The organism is Streptomyces sp. GL_148 (assembly GCF_057834205.1).
The window spans coordinates 3,178,898-3,198,338 of the sequence record NZ_CM174396.1; the positions used below are offsets into that span (position 1 = coordinate 3,178,898).

At 71.4% G+C, this 19,441-nt stretch carries 17 protein-coding genes and 1 tRNA gene; 13 read left to right on the forward strand and 5 right to left on the reverse strand.

The genetic code is table 11. The features are described 5' to 3' along the window. Window positions 1-226: 226 nt before the first annotated feature. Together AC3IYI_RS14440 and AC3IYI_RS14445 are read right to left on the reverse strand one after the other, a co-directional pair. Window positions 227-1,024 (reverse strand): phosphatase, encoded by a 798-nt coding sequence (locus AC3IYI_RS14440; protein WP_489410564.1) that lies wholly within the window; start codon window positions 1,022-1,024, stop codon window positions 227-229. A gap of 74 nt (window positions 1,025-1,098) precedes the next feature. After that, the gene (locus tag AC3IYI_RS14445) at window positions 1,099-1,677 is read right to left on the reverse strand and encodes an SACE_7040 family transcriptional regulator (protein WP_243337072.1); all 579 of its coding nucleotides are present in this window, start codon (window positions 1,675-1,677) and stop codon (window positions 1,099-1,101) included. Window positions 1,678-1,777: 100 nt separating this feature from the next. Here AC3IYI_RS14445 and AC3IYI_RS14450 point away from each other — a divergent pair, with 100 nt between their 5' ends. The 6 genes from AC3IYI_RS14450 to AC3IYI_RS14475 all read left to right on the forward strand — a co-directional run bounded on the left by AC3IYI_RS14450 (window position 1,778) and on the right by AC3IYI_RS14475 (window position 9,869). Further along, window positions 1,778-3,394 (forward strand): carboxyl transferase domain-containing protein, encoded by a 1,617-nt coding sequence (locus AC3IYI_RS14450; RefSeq protein WP_489410565.1) that lies wholly within the window; start codon window positions 1,778-1,780, stop codon window positions 3,392-3,394. A gap of 16 nt (window positions 3,395-3,410) precedes the next feature. Next, on the forward strand, window positions 3,411-5,597 hold the full coding sequence (locus AC3IYI_RS14455) for an acetyl/propionyl/methylcrotonyl-CoA carboxylase subunit alpha (RefSeq protein WP_489410566.1): 2,187 nt from the start codon (window positions 3,411-3,413) through the stop codon (window positions 5,595-5,597). Beyond that, the gene (locus tag AC3IYI_RS14460; RefSeq protein WP_489410567.1) at window positions 5,594-6,526 is read left to right on the forward strand and encodes a hydroxymethylglutaryl-CoA lyase; all 933 of its coding nucleotides are present in this window, start codon (window positions 5,594-5,596) and stop codon (window positions 6,524-6,526) included. Before AC3IYI_RS14455 ends, AC3IYI_RS14460 begins: the two co-directional genes overlap by 4 nt. Before the next feature lie 8 nt (window positions 6,527-6,534). Beyond that, window positions 6,535-7,695: an acyl-CoA dehydrogenase family protein gene (locus tag AC3IYI_RS14465; RefSeq protein WP_489410568.1), complete on the forward strand. Its 1,161-nt coding sequence runs from the start codon at window positions 6,535-6,537 to the stop codon at window positions 7,693-7,695. Between the two features lie 126 nt (window positions 7,696-7,821). Continuing rightward, complete coding sequence (locus AC3IYI_RS14470; RefSeq protein WP_489410569.1) at window positions 7,822-8,856, forward strand: ABC transporter substrate-binding protein; 1,035 nt, start codon at window positions 7,822-7,824, stop codon at window positions 8,854-8,856. An 89-nt stretch (window positions 8,857-8,945) separates the two neighbouring features. Then, the gene (locus AC3IYI_RS14475; protein ID WP_489410570.1) at window positions 8,946-9,869 is read left to right on the forward strand and encodes a siderophore-interacting protein; all 924 of its coding nucleotides are present in this window, start codon (window positions 8,946-8,948) and stop codon (window positions 9,867-9,869) included. Between the two features lie 199 nt (window positions 9,870-10,068). Here the strand turns inward: AC3IYI_RS14475 and AC3IYI_RS14480 are convergent, their stop codons facing one another. Continuing rightward, window positions 10,069-11,670, reverse strand: coding sequence for a beta-N-acetylhexosaminidase (locus AC3IYI_RS14480; protein ID WP_489410571.1), 1,602 nt, complete (start codon window positions 11,668-11,670; stop codon window positions 10,069-10,071). A 52-nt stretch (window positions 11,671-11,722) separates the two neighbouring features. Here AC3IYI_RS14480 and AC3IYI_RS14485 point away from each other — a divergent pair, with 52 nt between their 5' ends. From AC3IYI_RS14485 to glmS, 3 genes are all read left to right on the forward strand, one after another. Beyond that, window positions 11,723-12,658 carry a DUF4429 domain-containing protein gene (locus AC3IYI_RS14485; RefSeq protein WP_489410572.1) on the forward strand — a complete coding sequence of 312 codons (936 nt, stop codon included), beginning with the start codon at window positions 11,723-11,725 and terminating at the stop codon, window positions 12,656-12,658. A gap of 107 nt (window positions 12,659-12,765) precedes the next feature. Beyond that, entirely contained in the window at window positions 12,766-13,041 is a 276-nt protein-coding gene (locus AC3IYI_RS14490) for a hypothetical protein (protein WP_214951593.1), read from the forward strand. A gap of 62 nt (window positions 13,042-13,103) precedes the next feature. Further along, the gene (gene glmS, locus AC3IYI_RS14495; RefSeq protein WP_489410573.1) at window positions 13,104-14,921 is read left to right on the forward strand and encodes a glutamine--fructose-6-phosphate transaminase (isomerizing); all 1,818 of its coding nucleotides are present in this window, start codon (window positions 13,104-13,106) and stop codon (window positions 14,919-14,921) included. A 77-nt stretch (window positions 14,922-14,998) separates the two neighbouring features. Here glmS and AC3IYI_RS14500 read toward each other — a convergent pair whose 3' ends face one another. Both AC3IYI_RS14500 and AC3IYI_RS14505 read right to left on the reverse strand, forming a co-directional pair. Further along, on the reverse strand, window positions 14,999-15,565 hold the full coding sequence (locus AC3IYI_RS14500; protein WP_489410574.1) for an acetate uptake transporter: 567 nt from the start codon (window positions 15,563-15,565) through the stop codon (window positions 14,999-15,001). 99 nt (window positions 15,566-15,664) lie between these two features. Beyond that, window positions 15,665-16,195, reverse strand: a complete 531-nt coding sequence (locus tag AC3IYI_RS14505) for a universal stress protein (RefSeq protein ID WP_214951587.1) — start codon at window positions 16,193-16,195, stop codon at window positions 15,665-15,667. 535 nt (window positions 16,196-16,730) lie between these two features. Here AC3IYI_RS14505 and AC3IYI_RS14510 point away from each other — a divergent pair. The 4 genes from AC3IYI_RS14510 (at window position 16,731) to AC3IYI_RS14525 (ending at window position 19,405) form a co-directional block, all read left to right on the forward strand. Beyond that, a complete protein-coding gene (locus AC3IYI_RS14510) occupies window positions 16,731-17,006 on the forward strand; it encodes a hypothetical protein (protein ID WP_489410575.1) in 276 nt (91 codons plus the stop codon). Between the two features lie 376 nt (window positions 17,007-17,382). After that, window positions 17,383-18,552, forward strand: coding sequence for a helix-turn-helix domain-containing protein (locus AC3IYI_RS14515; RefSeq protein WP_243337100.1), 1,170 nt, complete (start codon window positions 17,383-17,385; stop codon window positions 18,550-18,552). A gap of 82 nt (window positions 18,553-18,634) precedes the next feature. Then, a complete protein-coding gene (orn, locus tag AC3IYI_RS14520; RefSeq protein WP_489410576.1) occupies window positions 18,635-19,237 on the forward strand; it encodes an oligoribonuclease in 603 nt (200 codons plus the stop codon). A gap of 95 nt (window positions 19,238-19,332) precedes the next feature. After that, window positions 19,333-19,405, forward strand: a tRNA-His gene (locus AC3IYI_RS14525). The last annotated feature ends 36 nt before the right edge of the window (window positions 19,406-19,441 follow it).

The following is a 19,441-nucleotide window of genomic DNA, read 5'->3' on the forward strand; positions in this document are numbered from 1 at the left end:
GCCTGGACGTAAAGCGTGATTTGTGGCGCAGGCACACCCCGCGCCCTGTCGAACGCAAGGCAGAGGGCGCCTAAATCATGCAGTCCAGGCCGACACCCCACCCCGACCCCGGCACCGGCCCACCCCCGCAGCCACAGCCCACGCCGGCCACACCCCAGCCCCGCCGGCGTTTGAGGCGCAGGGGCCCGGGGACCGGTCCCCGGCAACGGCGCCGCACCCTCCGGGGCTACAGCAGCCCCGCCGCCGCCAGGAGGTACGCGACCATCGGGTCGTAGAAGCGCGGGTCGCGGACGTGGTCGTCCAGGGGGACCGCCACCTGGAGGGTGCCTTCGGCCTCGGCCAGGAAGAGCGCGGGGTCGTTGCAGTCGGCGTAGCCCACCGCGTCCAGCCCGCGCTGCGCCGCGCAGCCCGCCCAGCCGTGGTCGGCGACGACCAGGTCGGGCTGGGGGCGGCCACACGCGGCCAGGGCGTCCAGGATCGCCGCCATCGGCTCCGGGGAGTGGGTGTGCCAGAGCGTCGCACCCCGCTCCAGGACCGCGACGTCCGCGAACTGCCACACCGAGCCCTCGTCGGCGACCAGCCCCGGCGGGATCACCACGATCTCGCAGCCCGCCGCGCGCAACGCGTCGGCCGTGGCCCGGTGCACGTCCAGCAGCCCGCCCGGGTGCCCCGTGGCCAGCAGCACGCTCTGCCGGTCGAGCGCGGCCTTGCGCAGTCGCGCGGCCATCCGGTCCAGGGCGGACACGGTGAGTTCGGGGTCGATGGTGTCCTGGCCGACGCGGTGCGCGGGGTCGTCCACGACACCGCAGCGCTCGGCCATCACCGCGAGCACGTCCTGCTCGTCCGTCCAGCGGTCGCCCAGCTCCAGGCCCAGCCAGTAGTGCCGGTCACCGTTGGCGAGCTTTCGATAATGAGACAGGTTATTGTCGCGCGGCGTGGCCACCTCCCCCGCGATCCGCGTGCGGACCAAGTGGTCGATGAGTTCGGCTCGGCTGGGGACAGGCGTCTCTATCGGCTTCGGCATGCGGCCCATTCTGCCGCCGCGCGCCCGGAGCCGTCCCTTCCATCCCGCCCCCCGGACACCCCGGCCGCGCCGCGTCATCCCGACAGCGCCCCGAAGGCTCCGTTCGCGAGCCGGCGCAGCAGCGATTCCGTCGCGTCCCGGCCGAGCGCCGCCAGGTGCGGGGTGGAGTTCAGCAGGCCGAAGACCGCGTGTACGGAGACGCGTACCTCCGCCTCGCCCACCTCGGGGTGCAGCTCCCGTACGACGTCGACCCACAGCTCGACGTACTTGCGCTGCAGCTGCCGCACGAGCTTCCTGTCGGCCTCGCGCAGCCGGTCCAGCTCCCGGTCGTGGAGGGTGATCAGCGCCCGGTCGTCGAGCGCGAAGTCGATGTGGCCGTCGATGAGGGAGGCCAGTACGCCGGACGGGTCGCCGGCCGCCTCCTCGACCCGGCGGCGGCCGCCCGTGAGCAGCCGTTCGCTGATGCCGACGAGCAGCTCGGCGAGCATCGCGTCCTTGCCCGCGAAATGCCGGTACAGGCCGGGGCCGCTGATGCCCACCGCGGCCCCTATCTCGTCCACGCCCACGCCGTGGAAACCGCGCTCGGCAAAGAGGCGCGCAGCCTCGCCGAGGATCTGCTCGCGCCGGGTCGGGGCGGCCGCTCTGGTGCTCATGGGAATCCATTCTAGACAGGGCCGTTAGCGGTCGTTAACCTAAGTCCCACATGCGTTAACGCTCATTAACACGAGCGCACCGAGCAAGGGAGCTCGACCGATGCAGCAGGCACCAGTGCTGACGAGCGCCGCCGACCCGGCGTCCGATGCCTGGCGGGCCAACGAGGCCGCCCACCGTGAGCTCTCCGAGGGCCTGCGGGCCCGGCTGGAGGCCGCCCGGCTCGGCGGCGGCGAGAAGGCCCGCGCCCGCCACACCGCCCGCGGGAAGCTGCTGCCGCGCGACCGCGTGGACGCCCTCCTCGACCCCGGGTCCCCCTTCCTGGAGCTGGCCCCGCTGGCCGCCGAGGGCATGTACGGGGGCGCGGCCCCGGCCGCCGGGGTGATCGCAGGCATCGGCCGGGTCAGCGGCCGCGAGTGCGTGATCGTCGCGAACGACGCCACCGTCAAGGGCGGCACGTACTACCCGATGACCGTGAAGAAGCACCTGCGCGCCCAGGAGGTGGCACTGGAGAACCGTCTCCCCTGCCTCTACCTGGTCGACTCGGGCGGCGCCTTCCTCCCCATGCAGGACGAGGTCTTCCCCGACCGGGACCACTTCGGCCGCATCTTCTACAACCAGGCCCGCATGTCGGGGGCCGGCATCCCGCAGATCGCCGCCGTCCTCGGCTCCTGCACGGCGGGCGGCGCGTACGTACCGGCCATGAGCGACGAGGCCGTCATCGTCCGCGGCCAGGGCACGATCTTCCTCGGCGGCCCGCCGCTGGTGAAGGCCGCCACCGGCGAGGTGGTCACGGCCGAGGAGCTCGGCGGCGGCGAGGTCCACTCCCGGACCTCCGGGGTCACCGACCACCTCGCGGAGGACGACGCCCACGCGCTGCGGATCGTACGGAACATCGTGGCGACCCTGCCCGAGCGCCAGGCGCTGCCCTGGTCGGTCGAGGCGCCGCAGGAGCCCAAGGTGGACCCGTACGGGCTGTACGGCGCGGTCCCCGTCGACTCCCGCACCCCCTACGACGCCCGCGAGATCATCGCCCGGATCGTGGACGGCTCCCGCTTCCAGGAGTTCAAGGCGGAGTTCGGGCAGACCCTGGTCACCGGCTTCGCCCGGATCCACGGCCACCCGGTCGGGATCGTCGCCAACAACGGCATCCTGTTCTCCGAATCGGCCCAGAAGGGCGCGCACTTCATCGAGCTGTGCGACCAGCGCGGCATCCCGCTGCTCTTCCTCCAGAACATCTCCGGCTTCATGGTCGGCCGGGACTACGAGGCGGGCGGCATCGCCAAGCACGGCGCCAAGATGGTCACGGCCGTGGCCTGCACCCGGGTCCCGAAGCTCACGGTGGTGGTCGGCGGCTCGTACGGCGCGGGCAACTACTCGATGTGCGGGCGGGCCTACAGCCCCCGCTTCCTGTGGATGTGGCCCAACGCCAAGATCTCCGTGATGGGCGGCGAGCAGGCGGCCTCCGTCCTGGCGACGGTCAAGCGCGACCAGATCGAGGGCGCGGGCCAGGACTGGCCGGCCGAGGACGAGGAGGCCTTCAAGGACCCGGTCCGGGCGCAGTACGAGGAACAGGGCAACGCCTACTACGCCACGGCGCGGCTGTGGGACGACGGGGTCATCGACCCGATGGAGACCCGGCAGGTGCTGGGACTGGCCCTGACCGCATGCGCGAACGCTCCCCTGAGCGACTCGGGCTTCGGCATCTTCCGTATGTGACGTGAGGACCTCACTGATGTTCAGCACTGTTCTGGTCGCCAACCGGGGCGAGATCGCGGTCCGCGTCATCCGCACGCTGCGGGAGCTCGGCATCCGTTCCGTGGCCGTCTTCAGCGACGCCGACGCGGACGCCCGGCACGTACGGGAGGCCGACACGGCCGTCCGCATCGGCCCGGCGGCGGCCGCCGAGAGCTACCTGTCGGTGGAGCGGCTGCTCGACGCGGCGCGCCGGACGGGCGCCGAAGCCGTCCACCCCGGCTACGGCTTCCTCGCGGAGAACGCCGCCTTCGCGGCCGCCTGCGCGGACGCGGGCCTGGCCTTCATCGGGCCGCCCGCCTCGGCGATCTCCCTGATGGGCGACAAGATCCGCGCCAAGGAGACCGTCAGGGCCGCGGGCGTGCCCGTGGTCCCCGGCTCCTCGGGCAGCGGGCTGTCCGACGCCGAACTGGTCGCCGCCGCCGAGCAGATCGGCATGCCGGTGCTGCTGAAGCCCTCGGCGGGCGGCGGCGGCAAGGGCATGCGGCTGGTACGGGACTCCGCGCTGCTCGGCGAGGAGATCGCGTCGGCCCGGCGCGGGGCGAAGTCCTCCTTCGGCGACGACACCCTCCTCGTGGAGCGCTGGGTGGACCGGCCCCGGCACATCGAGATCCAGGTGCTGGCGGACGCCCACGGGAACGTGGTCCACCTCGGGGAGCGCGAGTGCTCGCTCCAGCGGCGCCACCAGAAGGTCATCGAGGAGGCGCCGTCGGTCCTGCTGACGCCGGAGCTGCGGGCCTCGATGGGCGCGGCGGCGGTGGAGGCGGCGCGGTCCTGCGGGTACGTCGGCGCGGGGACGGTGGAGTTCATCGTCCCGGGCGGGGATCCCTCCTCGTACTTCTTCATGGAGATGAACACCCGGCTCCAGGTGGAGCACCCGGTCACCGAGCTCGTCGTGTCCATCGCCGGGGGCGGACTGGACCTGGTGGAGCAGCAGCTCCGGGTCGCGGCGGGCGCGGAGCTGGGCTTCGGCCAGTCGGAGGTCCGGCTGACCGGGCACGCGATCGAGGCCCGCGTCTGCGCGGAGGATCCGGCGCGGGGCTTCCTGCCGTCCGGCGGCACCGTCCTGGCCCTGTCGGAGCCGTCCGGCGGCTCCGTCCGTACGGACTCCGGGCTGGCGGCGGGGGTCGACACCGGGTCCACGTACGACCCGATGCTGTCGAAGGTCATCGCCTACGGTCCCGACCGGGCGGCGGCGCTCCGTGTCCTGCGGGGTGCGCTCGCGGACACCGTGATCCTGGGCGTCCAGACCAACACCGGCTTCCTGCGGAGGCTGCTCGCGCACCCGGATGTCGTGTCGGGCGACCTGGACACGGGCCTGGTCGAGCGGGACCTGGCCGCGCTCCTCCCCGAGGGGGTCCCGGACGAGGTGTACACGGCCGCTGCGCTGCTGGCCGGTGGCTCGTTCCCCCACCCCGCCCCTTCCCGAAACCCCGCCGGGGGCTGGATCGACCCCTTCGACTCCGCCAACGGCTGGCGCCTGGGCGGTACCCCCGCCTGGACGGTCCACCACTTCCGCCTCCCGGGCCAGGACCCGGTGACGGTCCGCACCCGGCCGGCCGGGACGGGATCGGACACGGAGCTTCTCCTGGACTCGGCCGAATCCGCGACGCGGACGGACTCGCCGGCTCCGGCCGCCTCCGCGACGCAGCCACATCCCGTGCCCGCACCCGACGGCGGCGCCGGCCGAAATCCAGCCCCGCCGGCGTTTGAGGCGCGGGGTCTGGGGCGGAGCCCCAGCACCCCGGCCCGGGGCCGGATCGTCGAGCTCACCCCCGAGCACCTCACCGTGGAACTCGACGGGGTCACCCACCGGTTCAGCCACGCCGCCTCCCCGGAGGGGACCTGGCTGGGCCGCGACGGCGACTCCTGGCACGTGCAGGCGCACGACCCGGTCGAGGCCAACCTCCGCGGCGCGGGCCGCGGCGGCGCGGACACCCTCGCCGCCCCGATGCCCGGCACCGTCACGGTGGTGAAGGTGACCGTCGGCGAGAAGGTGACCGCCGGCCAGAGCCTGCTCGTCGTCGAGGCCATGAAGATGGAGCACGTCATCTCCGCCCCGCACGCCGGCACCGTCACCGAACTCGACGTCCGTCCCGGCACCACGGTGGCCATGGACCAGGTCCTGGCCGTGGTCACCCCGGACGAGGAGGAGGAAGGCGCATGAACGGGCTTCCGATGAGCTTCGCGGACGAGGGCCTCCCGGCCCGGATCCGGATCCACGAGGTGGGCGCCCGCGACGGGCTGCAGAACGAGAAGACGGCCGTCCCGACCCACGTGAAGGCCGAGTTCGTGCACCGGCTGGCCGCCGCCGGGCTCACCACCATCGAGGCCACCAGCTTCGTGCACCCCCGGTGGGTCCCCCAGCTGGCCGACGCCGACGAGTTGTTCCCCCTCCTCGCCGACGTGCCGGCCGCGCTGCCCGTCCTCGTCCCCAACGAGCGCGGCCTCGACCGCGCGCTCGCGCTCGGTGCCACCCGGATGGCCGTGATCGGTTCGGCCACCGAGACGTTCGCCTCCCGCAACCTCAACCGCACCGTCGCCGGGTCCCTCGCGATGTTCGAGCCCGTCGTGGCCCGCGCCAAGGAGCACAAGGCACACGTCCGCGGCTACATCTCCATGTGCTTCGGCGACCCCTGGGAGGGGCCGGTCCCGGTCCACCAGGTGGTCGGCGTCGCCAAGGCCCTCCTGGACCTCGGCTGTGACGAGCTGAGCCTCGGCGACACCATCGGCGTCGCCACCCCGGGGCACGTGCGGACCCTCCTGTCCGCGCTCAACGAGGAGGGCGTGGGCACCGACCTGATCGGCGTGCACTTCCACGACACCTACGGCCAGGCCCTGTCCAACACCCTCGCCGCGCTCCAGCACGGCGTGACCACCGTCGACGCCTCCGCGGGCGGCCTCGGCGGATGCCCGTACGCCAAGAGCGCCACCGGCAATCTCGCGACCGAAGACCTCGTCTGGATGCTCGACGGCCTCGGCATCGAGACCGGGGTCGATCTGGCCGCCCTCACCGCCACGAGCGTGTGGATGGCCGAACAGCTGGGGCGTCCCAGCCCCTCCCGTACCGTCCGCGCCCTCTCCCACAAGGAGTAACGAAGACCATGGCCCTCGACCACCGGCTCACCCCCGAGCACGAGGAACTCCGCCGCACCGTCGAGGCGTTCGCGCACGATGTGGTGGCGCCCAAGATCGGCGACCTGTACGAGCGGCACGAGTTCCCGTACGAGATCGTCCGCGAGATGGGCCGCATGGGCCTGTTCGGCCTGCCCTTCCCGGAGGAGTACGGCGGCATGGGCGGCGACTACCTCGCTCTCGGCATCGCCCTGGAGGAGCTGGCCCGCGTCGACTCCTCGGTCGCCATCACCCTGGAGGCCGGCGTCTCGCTCGGCGCGATGCCCCTCTACCTCTTCGGCACCGAGGAGCAGAAGCAGCAGTGGCTGCCGAAGATGTGCTCCGGCGAGATCCTCGGCGCCTTCGGCCTGACCGAGCCCGGCGCGGGCAGCGACGCGGGCGGCACGCGCACGACCGCCGTCCGGGACGGCGACGAGTGGGTGATCAACGGCTCCAAGTGCTTCATCACCAACTCCGGTACGGACATCACCGGCCTGGTCACCGTCACCGCCGTGACGGGCCGCAAGGCGGACGGCCGCCCGGAGATCTCCTCGATCATCGTCCCGTCGGGCACCCCCGGCTTCACGGTGGCCGCCCCCTACTCCAAGGTCGGCTGGAACTCCTCGGACACCCGCGAGCTGTCCTTCGACGGCGTACGGGTCCCCCTGGCCAACCTGGTCGGCGAAGAGGGCCGCGGCTACGCCCAGTTCCTGCGGATCCTCGACGAGGGCCGCGTGGCCATCTCGGCGCTCGCGACGGGCCTGGCGCAGGGCTGCGTGGACGAGTCGGTGAAGTACGCCAAGGAGCGGCACGCCTTCGGCAAGGCGATCGGCGACAACCAGGCCATCCAGTTCAAGCTGGCGGACATGGAGATGCGCGCCCACATGGCCCGGATCGGCTGGCGCGACGCGGCCTCCCGACTCGTGGCCGGGGAGCCCTTCAAGAAGGAGGCGGCCATCGCGAAGCTGTACTCCTCGACGGTGGCGGTCGACAACGCGCGCGACGCCACGCAGATCCACGGCGGCTACGGGTTCATGAACGAGTACCCGGTGGCCCGCATGTGGCGCGACTCCAAGATCCTGGAGATCGGCGAGGGCACGAGCGAGGTGCAGCGCATGCTGATCGCCCGTGAGCTGGGGCTTTCCTCCTAGCGGCAGTCGGTGGTGCGGTCCGGGGCCTTCCGCGAGGAGGGCCCCTTGTCGTTTTCAGCCAAGGTTAGGCTAACCTTCCTATCGAACACCCGAGTCGCCCCGGTACGTACGAAAGTGGACATCCCCATGCCCAAGTCCCGTTCCTCCCTCCTCACCCGCCGCGGTCTCATCGCGGCAGGCGGCGCCCTCGGCCTCGTGGCCGCGCTCACCGCTTGCGGTGGCAGCGACTCCGCGAAGGGTTCGGGCGACAAGGGCACGGGCTCCGCTTCGGGCGCGTGGAGCTTCAGGGACGACATGGGCAAGAACGTCACCGCCGAGTCCACGCCGAAGAACATCGTCGCCTTCACCGGCACCGCGGCCGCGCTCTACGACTACGGGGTGAACGTCAAGGGCGTGTTCGGCCCGACGAAGACCGCCGACGGCAAGGCCGACGTGCAGGCCGGCTCCATGGACATCTCCAAGGTCGAGATCATCGGCAACGTCTACGACGAGTTCAACGTCGAGAAGTACGCGTCCCTCCAGCCCGACCTCCTGGTGACCAACACCTGGGAGAAGGACAGCTACTGGTACCTGCCCGAGGCCTCCAAGGACAAGATCCTGAAGCTGGCCCCGGCCGCCGCGATCGGCGTGGGCGGCGACGTCACGATGGACAAGGCCCTGGCCCGCACCGCGGACCTCGCGAATACCCTGGGCGCCGACCTGAACACCAAGAAGACCGTCGACGCCAAGGCCCGCTTCGAGGCCGCCTCCGCGAAGCTCCGCGAGGCCACGAAGGCGAACCCCGGCATCAAGGTGCTCGTCGGTTCCGGCGCCGCCGACCTGTTCTACGTCTCCACCCCGGCCACCTCCGCCGACCTGAAGTACTTCCAGTCGCTCGGCGTCGAGTTCGTCACCCCGGACAAGGTCGAGGGCGGCTTCTTCGAGAGCCTCAGCTGGGAGAACGCCGGCAAGTACAAGGCCGACGTGGTCCTCCTCGACAACCGCACCGGCACCCTCCAGCCGCAGGAGCTGAAGGCCAAGCCGACCTGGGCCGAGATGCCCGCCGTCAAGGCCGGTCAGATCACCCCCCGCGTGACCGAGCCGATCTACTCCTACGAGAAGTGCGCGCAGATCGTCGAAGAGCTCACCAAGGCCATCCAGAACGCCAAGAAGGTCAGCTGACCCCTGACCGTCCGGCCCCGGCGCCTCACCCAGGCGCCGGGGCCTTCTGCTTCGCCCGTCACCGCACCGAGCCCGGGGGGACCCTCCGCATGACCGCCAACGCCGCCGACGCCGACGCCGACACCGCACCCGAGGAATCGATCCCTCACTTCCGGTTCTTCGCGCTCGAAGTGCTCCGCACGCGGCGCCTGGGCCACTCCTTCCTGCGGATCACCTTCGGCGGCGCGTCCCTGACGGACTTCCGCTCGGGCGGCTACGACCAGAGCCTGTCCCTCTTCCTGCCGCCCGCCGGCCGGGAGCACACGGTGCTGCCGTCCACGGGCGAGGACACCTGGTTCGCCCACTGGCGCGCGATGCCGGACGAGGAACGCCCGGTCATGCGCTCGTACACGGTCCGCGAACAGCGCCGGACCCCGGGCGGCGTGGACGAGCTGGACATCGACTTCGTCCTGCACGGATCCTCCTCCCCCGCCTCGTCCTGGGCGGGCCGCGCGGTGACCGGCCGCCGGATCATGGCCATCGGCCCGGCCGTCGCGGAGAACAAGTCCGTACGTTTCCAGCCACCGGCCGCCACCGACGCGATCCTGCTGTACGCCGACGAGACCGCCCTGCCCGCGGCCGCCGCGATCCTGGACCGGCTCCCCGGGGGCACCCCGGTCAGGGCCTGGTTCGAGGTCCCGCACGAGGAGGACCGGCTGTACCTGCCGACGCCCGCCGACGCGGACGTCACCTGGGTCGTACGGGAGCCGGGCGCCGGCCGGGAACGCACCGGCCGGGTGCTGGAGGCGCTCCGGGCGGCCGGACGGCCCGCCGCCGGAGCCCCGTACGTCTGGATCGCGGGCGAGTCCGCGACGATCCGCGCGGTCCGCAGGCACTTCGTCCAGGACTGCGGCGTCGACCGGCGCGCGGTGCGCTTCACGGGCTACTGGCGCCTCGGCGCCAGCGAGGAGGAACTCCTCGCGGAGGCCTACGCGGGCCGGGCGCCCAGCGAGGAGCCGACGGCGGCGCTCTAGTGCTGTGGCCGGAAAGGTTTGCCGGGTCGCGGCGTTCGGTGCGGTGCATCGCAAGGCGGAGGACCGCGCCTCGTACTGGACGTACCGGCGTGGTCCGACAACGCGGCGAGGTGCCGTGCCGGGCGTCGCGACCCGGTGAACCTTTCCGGTCACAGCACTAGCGACCCCCCGCCGACTCCCGCCCGGCCCGGAGGCGGTCCTACTGCCAGGGCACGTCCGGCGCCCGGTGGTAGGCGACGTCCTGGGCGTCCAGGCGCGGGCCCTGGGCGGCCAGGCGCAGCCGGTACGAGGTCCAGTCGCGGGTGGCGGCCGGGGACCAGCCCAGCTCCGCGAGGCCCAGGACCCTCGGGAAGGCCATGTGCTCCAGGTCGGGGCGCGTCGCGATGGTCTCCGTCCACAGCGGGGCCTCCACCCCGAGGACCGAGGACTCCGGGAGACCCGTCAGGTAGGACCCCGGATCCCAGTCGTAGGCCCGGCGCACCGGCACGTACCCGGCCCAGGCCAGCCCCTGCTTCGTCTCCTTGTCGTACTTCATGTCCAGGTAGAGCCGGTCCGCCGGGGACAGGATCACCGGGTTGCCGGCCTTGGCCGCAGCGGCCACGGCCGCCTTCTCGGAGGCCGCCGTGCGGTCGTGGCCCCAGTACTGGAGCACCGTCCCCGGGGCGGGCCGGGCCGTGGCGAGCTGGTGCCAGGCCACCACCGTCTTGCCGTGCTTGGCCACCACCGCCTGCGCCCGGTCCATGAAGGCCGCGTAGTCCGCCGCGGGCGTGGAGTGCGCCTCGTCGCCGCCGAGGTGCAGGTACGTGCCGGGGGTCAGCTCCGCGATCTCCCCCAGCACCTGGTCGATGAACTCGTAGGTCCGCTCCTTGCCCACGCAGAGCGAGCTGAAGCCGACCTTGATCCCGGTGTAGCGCTCGCGCGCCTTGCCGTCGCAGTTCAGCTCCGCGTAGGCGGCCTGCGCGGCGTTCACGTGGCCGGGCATGTCGATCTCCGGGACCACGTCCACGTACCGCTCCGAGGCGTACGCCACCAGGTCCCGGTACTCGTCCTTCGTCCAGTGCCCGCCGGGTCCGCCGCCGACCTCGCTCGCGCCCCCGTACTCCGTCAGCCTCGGCCAGGAGTCGATCGCGATGCGCCAGCCCTGGTCGTCGGTCAGGTGCAGGTGCAGGGTGTTGACCTTGTACTGGGCGAGCTGGTCGACGTACCTCTTGACCTGCTCCACCGTGAAGAAGTGGCGGGCCACGTCCACCATCGCCCCCCGGTAAGCGAAGCGCGGCGCGTCGGTGACCGTACCGCCCGGCACCGTCCCCGGACCGGACACCGGCAGGAGCTGGCGCAGCGTCTGACCGGCGTGGAAGAGGCCTTCGGGGGTGCGGGCGGTGAGGGTGACCCCGCCGGGCCCGGACTCCAGCCGGTAGCCCTCCTCCCCCGCCCCCTCGGTCTCCCCGTCGATCCGCAGCCGGATCCCGTCGCCCGCCACGCCGTCGACCACGGGCAGCGGCAGCCCGCTGGGGCCGCGCAGCTGCTCGGCGAGCAGTTCGCCGACCTTGCGGACCTCCTCGTCGTCGGTCGGGCCGGTACGGATGACCGTGCCCGGGCCGAAGGCGTACCCCGGGCCTTCGGCGTGCGCGGAGACGGGCGCCGGCAGGAGCCGTTCGTAGGGCGCGAGCGCGACGGAGGGCTCGGCGGCTGCCCGACGGGGGCGGGCGTCGTCCCCTCTGGCGGCTCCGCCGCAGGAAGCGGCCGCGGGGACGGCGGCGAGGACGAGGAGGGCGGCGAGCGTGCGTCGCGGGACTCTCATGGGCATAGGTATAGGCCAACCGGGCTCGTGGGGCCGATGCAAGAATCCAAGGATGGCGGAAATCATCCAGAAGGACGGCACATGGACCTTCGACGGGGACGCGGTGCGCATCGTGCCGGGCCGCGACAAGGGGGTGGGGCCGCTGCACCAGACGCTGGGCGAGGTGCTCGTCCCGCTGCGCGCGCTGGCCGGGATCTCCTACGAACCGGGGCGCAAGGCGGGCCGGCTGCGCCTGCGGCTGCGTGACGGCGCCGACCCGCTGCTCCAGGTGACGGGCGGCCGGCTGCCGGAGGCCTCCGATCCGTACCGGCTGACCGTGGAGCCGGACCGCGGCGGGGTGGCGGAGTACTTCGTGGACGAGGTGCGGCGCGCCCTGCTGCTGGACCAGGTGGATGCCGGGCCCGCCGACTCCTACCTCCTGCCGGGTCCCGCGGTGCCGATCACGGTCGACTCGGGCGAGGGGACGGTGGCCTTCGACGGGGACCGGGTGTCCCTGGAGTGGAACTGGACGGCGGAGGAGGCGAAACGGTCCGGCGGGGCCCGGGAGTTCCGGGTTGCGGACCTGCGGTCGGTGGAGTGGACCCCGGCCCGGGGGCTGGAGAATGGGTGGATCCGCTTCGCCCTGGCGGGTGCCCCCGCCCAGAGCGCGCCGCCGAAGTACGACCCGTACACGGTGGTGCAGTTCAGCGCCAAGAAGTCCCACCTGATGGCGCTGGTCGCGGCTGCCGTCGCGGTCCGCATGCCGCACCCGGCGGCGATCGCGCCCGAGCCCTCGCTCCCGCCCTCGCCCTCGCTCCCGCCCCCGCTCCCGCTCCAGCCCGGGGCCGTGCCGGGCCCTGCTCCGGCCCCGGCCCCTGCCACCGACCCGGCGGAGGACCACGACGCCCTGCTGCGCCGGCTGCGCGAGCTGGGAGAGCTGCATCAGGCGGGGATCCTCACGGCCGAGGAGTTCATGACGGCTAAAGCGGCAGTTTTGGGACGTTTCTGAGCACCAAAGACCGGAATTAACCCCTCCTCTGGTCCAGACCAGCACGATCCTGCCCGATTTCGGGCAGGATTTTTGCGTTCTGCGGCTCGTACCGCCAATATCGACGGATGCCCGACCGCCGCCCGTCGCACGACGACCTCGTCGACCACTTGGTGCGCAGCACCTCGCTCCAGCGGGGCGAAGCCGCCCGAGTGGTGCTCGACGTTCTCGCGTACTTCGACGAGAGCACCGAGGAGTTCGTCCGCCGGCGCCACCGAGAGCTCCAGTCCGGGGGCGCGGTCAACGCGGACATCTTCGAGCGGATCGCGGCCGAACTGCCGCACCGCGCCGTGGCACCGCCGGAGCTCTCGCTCCGGCAACTGCGCCGCATCGTCTACGGCTGAGACACCTGCCGGGGATCCGGACAGCGGCAAGAGCAACCGAACTTCAGGAGGGGAAAGACCTTATGTGCGGAATCGTGGGTTACATCGGCAAGCGTGACGTGGCACCGCTGCTGCTGGAGGGACTGCAGCGACTGGAGTACCGCGGATACGACTCCGCGGGCATCGTCGTGAACAGCCCGAAGGCCGCGGCCCTGAAGGTCGTCAAGGCCAAGGGCCGCGTACGCGAGCTGGAGTCCCGGGTACCCAAGCGCTTCGCCGGCACCACCGGCATCGCCCACACCCGCTGGGCCACCCACGGCGCCCCGAGCGACCTCAACTCCCACCCTCACCTGGACGCCGACAACAAGGTCGCCGTCGTCCACAACGGCATCGTCGACAACGCCTCCGAGCTGCGCTCCAAGCTGGAGGCCGACGGGGTCGTCTTCCTCTCGGAGACCGACACCGAGGTGCTCGTCCACCTCATCGCCCGCGCCCAGGCCGACACCCTGGAGGAGAAGGTCCGCGAGGCGCTCAAGGTCGTCGAGGGCACCTACGGCATCGCCGTCATGCACGCCGACTTCCCCGACCGCATCGTCGTGGCCCGCAACGGCTCCCCGGTCGTCCTCGGCATCGGCGAGAAGGAGATGTTCGTCGCCTCGGACATCGCCGCGCTCGTCGCCCACACCCGCCAGATCGTCACCCTCGACGACGGCGAGATGGCGACCCTGAAGGCCGACGACTTCCGGACCTACACCACCTCCGGTACGACGACCACCGCCACGCCCGAGACCGTGGAGTGGGAGGCCGCCTCCTACGACATGGGCGGCCACGACACGTACATGCACAAGGAGATCTCCGAGCAGGCCGACGCGGTCGACCGCGTCCTGCGCGGCCGGATCGACGACCGCTTCAACACCGTCCACCTGGGCGGCCTGAACCTGGACCCGCGCGAGGCGCGCGGCATCCGCCGGGTCAAGATCCTGGGCTGCGGCACTTCGTACCACGCCGGCCTGATCGGTGCGGGCCTCATCGAGAGCCTGGCCCGCATCCCCGCCGACGCCGAGCCGGCCTCGGAGTTCCGCTACCGCAACCCGGTCGTGGACCCCGACACCCTCTACATCGCGGTCTCCCAGTCCGGTGAGACGTACGACGTGCTGGCGGCCGTGCAGGAGCTCAAGCGCAAGGGCGCCCGCGTCCTCGGCGTGGTCAACGTGGTCGGCTCCGCGATCGCCCGCGCCGCCGACGGCGGCGTGTACGTGCACGCCGGCCCCGAGGTCTGCGTCGTCTCCACCAAGTGCTTCACCAACACGGTCGTGGCCTTCGCGCTGCTCGCCGTGCACCTGGGCCGCATCCGCGACCTGTCCGTCACCGACGGCAAGCGGATCATCGACGGCCTGCGCAAGCTGCCCGCGCAGATCCAGGAGATCCTGGACGGCGAGGAGGACATCAAGAAGCTGGCCGCGGAGTACGCCGAGGCCAAGTCGATGATGTTCATCGGCCGCGTCCGGGGCTACCCGGTGGCCCTGGAGGCCTCCCTGAAGCTCAAGGAGATCTCCTACATCCACGCCGAGGCCTACCCGGCCTCCGAGCTCAAGCACGGTCCGCTCGCCCTCATCGAGCCCTCGCTGCCGACGGTCGCGATCGTCCCGGACGACGACCTGCTGGAGAAGAACCGCGCGGCGCTGGAGGAGATCAAGGCCCGCAGCGGCCGGATCCTGGCGGTCGCCCACACCAAGCAGGAGAAGGCCGACCACACGATCCTCGTGCCCAAGAACGAGGACGAGCTGGACCCGATCCTGATGGGCATCCCGCTGCAGCTGCTGGCGTACCACACGGCCCTGGCCATGGGCCGGGACATCGACAAGCCGCGCAACCTGGCGAAGTCCGTCACGGTCGAGTAGGTCTCGCGCACGAAAAGGCCCCCGGGGATCCCCCGGGGGCCTTTTCGTGCGGTGCGTGGTGCTGCGTGCGTGATCCGTCAGCTCGCGGCGACCGCGCCGCGCGAACCCTTGCCGAAGGCCATCGGCCAGCTCGCCAGCGCCGCGGTGGCCCCGTACCAGGCCAGCAGTCCGGAGAGCGCCGCCACCCAGCCGGCCGCCTTGGCCAGCCCGTCGCTCTCGGCGAAGGTGCCTATCGCCAGGAGCAGCAGGGAGAGGGTGAACAGGCCGTACACGCCCTGACCGAACAGTCCGCCCGAGGCCGCGGCGGTGAGGGTCAGTGCCAGCATGGCGAACAGCACGAGGAACATTCCGGCCGCGTCTGCCGAAACCTTTCCGTCGGCCCCGTTGGCCCAGGTGAACCAGAAGGTGCCGATGCCCGCGAAGGCCGTGCCGTTGAAGCCGTTGCCGCCGCGGTACTCGAGGACTCCGAGGACGAACAGGGCGAGCCCGCCGAGGTACATCGCGAGCGACACGGAGTTGGCCGCGGTCACACCGTCGATGATGCCGGTGTTGCCGATACCGAACGCGAGAAGGGTGAGACCCAGGGCGATGTGCCCGAGGGTCGAAGTCGAGGCCGTGCTTCCCGCAGAGACACCATTGTCCACGGCGGGCTCCCTTCGATCTGCAGTTGTTTGCTGCGTCCCAGCAGCCTTTATCTACCCCTTACATGGGGGTGCACAACCGCACAATCGACATACAGTCGGTTACGGGATGACAACGACCGGTCGCTGCGCCCGCTTCGCCAGCCGGCCCGCCACCGATCCGAAGATCCGGCCGACGATGCCGTGCGTGGAGCCGACCACGATGGCGTCCGCCGAGTACTCCCGGCCGACCTCCTCCAGCTCGTGGCAGATGTCCCCGCCCCGCTCGACGAGGATCCACGGAACCTCGGAGAGGTAGTCCGCGCAGGCCAGCTCCAGCCCCAGCACCTCGGTGCGGTGGTCCGGCACGTCCACGAAGACCGGCGGCTCGCAGCCCGCCCACACGGTGGTGGGCAGCCGGTTCGCGACGTGGACGATGATCAGACCGGAGCCTGAGCGACGGGCCATCCCGATCGCGTACGCGAGAGCGCGCTCACTGGACGTGGATCCGTCGAAGCCCACCACGACCCCGTGCCGGAAGGCCGGGTCGCAGGGATGGCGTGGTTGTTCCACCGCGCGCAGGTCGGCCGATTCGGGGTCGGCGAGGCGTTTGCGCTTACGGTCCGCGGGTTCGGAGAATTCGTGACCGGCCATGGGTGTCTCGGCGAAGAGGTCCTCAGGGGAAGGGACAAGGGGACGGGGCGCCAGTAGGCGGAAGCGACGATTCAAGCGGGACGATTCCAGAAAACGACAACTCAGTGTGACCGAGCTCTGTCCGGGAAGCATCTTCCCAAGCCCATACCCACCAGGGTACGGCGACACTCCTGCACTGCACAGGTCATGCCGCCCTTGGAGAGCGTCCCAGGGAGCATGCCGCAGCCACGCCTCCTTGGCAATGTCCGCTGCCCCCTACAGCCAGTGACGAGGAGCACCCCATCGGGTGTGCGCCACCCGTGCGCGCAGTGACCGAGCCGCGTCGCACACCGTTGGACACGAGTCCGACCGTCCAGGAAGAGCCCGCAGGGAGCACACCGTGCCCGGTCATCCGCGAGGCCATCGAGGTCTTGGCCCCGTCCAGCCCGCTCAGTCGCCCGCTCAGTCGACGCAGTCCGTCCACATGCCACCCCCTCCTCTTCACTCGTCCGGGCAGGCCGCCCGACGGCCCCACGAGGACCCCGCGGGTGACGTGGTGCGCTGGGCGGCTTTCAGCTGCCTGCTCGTCCCCGTGGTCCTCGTCGTCTACGGGACCTCCTTCGGCGGGGCCGCCGTCGCCACCCTGGGCCTCGCGGCCGTCACGGCGGCCTGCCGGGCGCTGCTGCGCCACTCCGAGCAGACGGAGCGGAATGCCGCCCGGGTCCTCACGGAGGACCGGTTGACGCCCACGCATCGGGGCCGGCACTCGCGCGGCGGGGCCGGGGGCCGGCGCGGATGCCAGGTTTCCTCAGGGATGTCCCCGCAAGACTGACTTATTCGCACACCCACACCCGCATGTTTTCGGCCAACTTCCCGGCAGGTCACCCCCCTTGCCGGAATGTCCCCCCGACCCCCTCACCATCAGCGACTACGGCACCACAGGGCGTCTTTGACCCTACGAGTACTGGCCATGGCCGGACAGTGCGCTTTCCACCCGGGTAGCGGAGTGGAACGCTTCCTGATCGAATGCTTTTCGCCAAGTTGCCAAGTCGACATAGCGCTGCGTGCTGAACTTGTCACGCCGACACCACGGGACGCAGTAGATTCGATCATGTATTTACGGCGGGGGAGCCACGTGCAAGGCCGAGGGGATACGTGCAGGTGCGACCAGACCAAGGAGTCGCGACACCCAAGGGGGGCTTAGCGCCATGAGCCAGGATTCCACCGCCGTCGTCGTTGACGGCAGGAAGCTCGCGGGGCGTCGCCGCAGGGAGATCGTCGCGGTGCTGCTCTTCAGCGGCGGACCGATCTTCGAGAGCTCCATTCCACTTTCCGTGTTCGGCATTGACCGGCAGGACGCGGGAGTTCCACGCTACCGATTGCTCGTGTGCGCCGGTGAGGACGGTCCGCTGCGGACCACCGGCGGACTCGAACTGACCGCGCCATACGGGCTGGAGGCGATCGCCCGGGCAGGCACGGTCGTCGTTCCCGCGTGGCGTTCCATCACCTCGCCGCCGCCGCCGGAGGCGCTCGACGCACTGCGTCTGGCGCACGAGGAGGGGGCCCGGATCGTCGGACTGTGCACGGGGGCATTCGTGCTCGCCGCCGCCGGTCTGCTGGACGGCCGGCCCGCGACGACGCACTGGATGTACGCGCCGACGCTGGCCAAGCGCTACCCGTCCGTCCACGTCGATCCGCGCGAGCTGTTCGTTGACGACGGCGACGTGCTGACGTCCGCGGGCACCGCGGCCGGAATCGACCTGTGCCTGCACATCGTGCGCACGGACCACGGCAGCGAGGCGGCGGGAGCACTGGCCCGCAGGCTCGTCGTCCCGCCGCGCCGCACGGGTGGCCAGGAACGCTACCTCGACCGGTCGTTGCCGGAGGAGATCGGCGCCGACCCGCTGGCCGAGGTCGTCGCCTGGGCGCTGGAGCACCTCCACGAGCAGTTCGACGTGGAGACGCTGGCCGCGCGCGCCTACATGAGCAGGCGCACGTTCGACCGGCGGTTCCGCTCGCTCACCGGCAGTGCGCCGCTGCAGTGGCTGATCACCCAGCGGGTGCTTCAGGCGCAGCGGCTGCTGGAGACCTCCGACTACTCGGTCGACGAGGTCGCCGGACGCTGCGGGTTCCGCTCGCCGGTGGCGCTGCGCGGGCACTTCCGCCGCCAGCTGGGGTCCTCCCCGGCCGCCTACCGCTCCGCCTACCGGGCCCGCCGCCCGCAGGCGGACGTGGTCCAGGTGGCACAGCTGTCGGATTCGCCGGTTCCGCACCAGCGCACTCCGCAGCCGCAGCGGGCGGCCGCGGCACTGGCCGCGTCCGGTCCCACGGTGACGGAGCTGTACGCCCCGGGCCGGGTGCTGCGCGAGCACGCGTAACAAGGTCCCGGGAAGGTCCCCCGTACCAGTGGTCACCTCGGTGGTCACCGATGCGGGGGACCTTCCGCATAAGGTGGGGCGCATGAACGATCGCATGGTGTGGATCGACTGCGAGATGACCGGGCTCTCGTTGACGGACGACGCACTTATCGAGGTGGCCGCACTGGTCACCGACTCGGAGCTCAACGTGCTCGGCGAAGGCGTGGACATTGTGATCCGCCCGCCGGACGCGTCCCTGGAAACCATGCCCGACGTGGTGCGCCAGATGCACACGGCGTCCGGCCTGCTCGACGAGCTGGCCGGCGGGACCACCCTCGCGGATGCGGAGGCACAGGTCCTGGCCTACGTACGGGAACACGTGAAGGAACCCCGCAAGGCCCCGCTCTGCGGAAACACGGTCGGCACCGACCGCGGATTCCTGCTGCGCGACATGGCCGCACTGGAGGGCTACCTGCACTACCGGATCGTGGACGTGTCCTCGATCAAGGAGCTGGCACGCCGCTGGTACCCGCGCGCCTACTTCAACAGCCCGCCGAAGAACGGGAACCACCGGGCGCTCGCGGACATCAAGGAGTCCATCGCCGAGCTGCGCTACTACCGGGAGGCCGTCTTCGTACCGCAGCCCGGTCCGGACTCGGACACGGCGCGCACCATCGCCGCCAAGTACGTCGTCCCCGGCGCCTGACACCACCGGAGAGGGGTGCGGGAAAAGGGGGGAGCGAGCACCCTCCCGGACCCTGTACCCTTTTCTTCGGCCGGTCGGTTCTCCGACCGGACATGGTGGGTGTAGCTCAGTTGGTAGAGCACCTGGTTGTGGTCCAGGTGGCCGCGGGTTCAAGTCCCGTCACTCACCCTGTGGGAAGGCCCCGATCCGCGAAAGCGGACCGGG